Here is a 1776-nt window from a genome sequence, read left to right as displayed (position 1 = left end):
CTTTCGCAACTTCGTGGCTGATGTAAGAGGCCGTCGCTTGCTCCTTATGGAGGACGAAAGCGGATGGGCCTCGTTTCGCGTGTTGCGAGACGGGTTCAGGGGTGTCAACACGTATCCGCACGGAGAACCGGGTGAGACGTTGTGCGCGGCGATCTTGCCGGACGGCCAAGGCTGTGGACGACGGCAGGGCATTCATGATGAGATGGAGTTCACCGTCTCGCGAGATGAGTTTCAATCCGCGCAGATCGATCTAATCCACAAACAGGCCGACAAGACCCTGCGCGACCTTCTGTTGCGCGTGGATGGGACAGAAACGCCGGTTCATTCTTCTGCCCCTGTGTCGGCGGCCGAAGAGGCGTCGTACTCGTTGATGCTGGCTCCTCTCTCCGACGAGGCCGGCACGCCCACCGCCGCATGGACGTTGCAGACGCAATGCCGGCGCGGTGACAGCACTTTCGCGCCGAGCGCCTCGACCTTTTCCTTCATCTCAGCGTTGGAACAAGGCCGCTCTGTTTCCGCTCCGTTACGGGCGCAGAAACGCAAGGTCATGCTCTACGGTCTGTTCTTCACGTTGTTCACGGTCGGCGAAGCCAAGGAACGAGACTACCGCATCAAGACGGCGCTGGACCAGACCGATTGGACGCGGAGCATTCGTCTTGAGGCCGCTCAATGGCTGAGGCACCATCTGTCTGCGTACGTCCGACCGGATGTGCGATTGCAGATTGAGAACGAGCGGTGGACGCTGCAGGCGATCGACAAAAGCCGCGAAATGTTGCTGTACCGGATTCCATTCGAGGTCTTTGGTTTGGATGCCTTTCGCGGGATGCAGCCGTACGATGCCATGGCGCTCGACTCCCAGGTGCTGTTCCAACGTTTGCCGGATCTCTTGGAAAAACTGACGGCAGCCGGGATCACGTTGCTCTACGAAGACCAGCCGCTCCGGGCCACTCGATGGGACTGCTCCGTGCAAGTCGGACGTCAAGACCGAGAGGAGACCGGGATCGAGTGGTTCGAGATCCGGCCGGAAATTCGCTGCGACGGCATGCCGGTCAATGAGGCGGAATGGCGGCAGGCTCTCCGGCAGGGCGGGCTGATCCGGACGGCGCACGGCTTGCGGGTTTTGGACAGCCGGACCATGGAACGGCTGCGCGCGATCATCGGCCTGACGGGCGAGGCCCGGGCGGATCGGAAAACAGCGGAGGTCGTACGCGTGCCCAGGTTGCAGATCCTCGATTGGCTGGCGTTGCGAGAACAAGGCATCCCCGTGTCGTTGCCCGCCGAGGACGAGGCGGTGTTGACACGTTTGTTGGGATTCGAGCGGATCGAGAAACCGCCGTTGCCGAAAGGCGTGCATGCGGTGCTTCGTCCCTACCAATGGGAGGGCTATGCCTGGCTGACATTTCTCTACGAGCAACGGTTCGGCGCCTGCCTGGCCGACGACATGGGATTGGGGAAGACTCTTCAAACCATCTGCCTGCTGGCCGCCAGCGCGGAAGGACGCATCAAGGCGGCTCGCGCCGTGAAGGGGCCTCATCTGGTCGTCGTGCCGACGAGTCTCCTCTTCAACTGGGAACAGGAACTGGCGCGTTTCGCGCCCCGCTTGAAGGTCCACATCTACAGTGGGAACGAGCGGGCGCTCGATGCCGAAGACGGCGAGGTGGTGATCACGACCTATGGGCTTGCCCGCCGCGACATCGAGATCTTGGAGCGGATGACCTTCCACGTGATCGTGTTCGATGAAGCGCAGGCGGTAAAGAATATCCTGGCGGACACAAC

1 protein-coding gene is annotated in these 1776 nt (G+C 61.4%); it reads left to right on the top strand.

Going from position 1 to position 1776, the window contains the following annotated elements; translation table 11 throughout:
• Positions 1–46: 46 nt before the first annotated feature.
• Positions 47–1776 (top strand): DEAD/DEAH box helicase (locus tag ACOSYY_RS17040; protein WP_421663997.1); only part of this gene is annotated, 1730 nt, incomplete at its 3' end.

It is taken from the genome of Nitrospira sp. BLG_2, assembly GCF_049222245.1.
The sequence above is the reverse complement of the archived record's forward strand: the minus strand, read 5'-3'. Positions and strand labels throughout refer to the sequence as shown.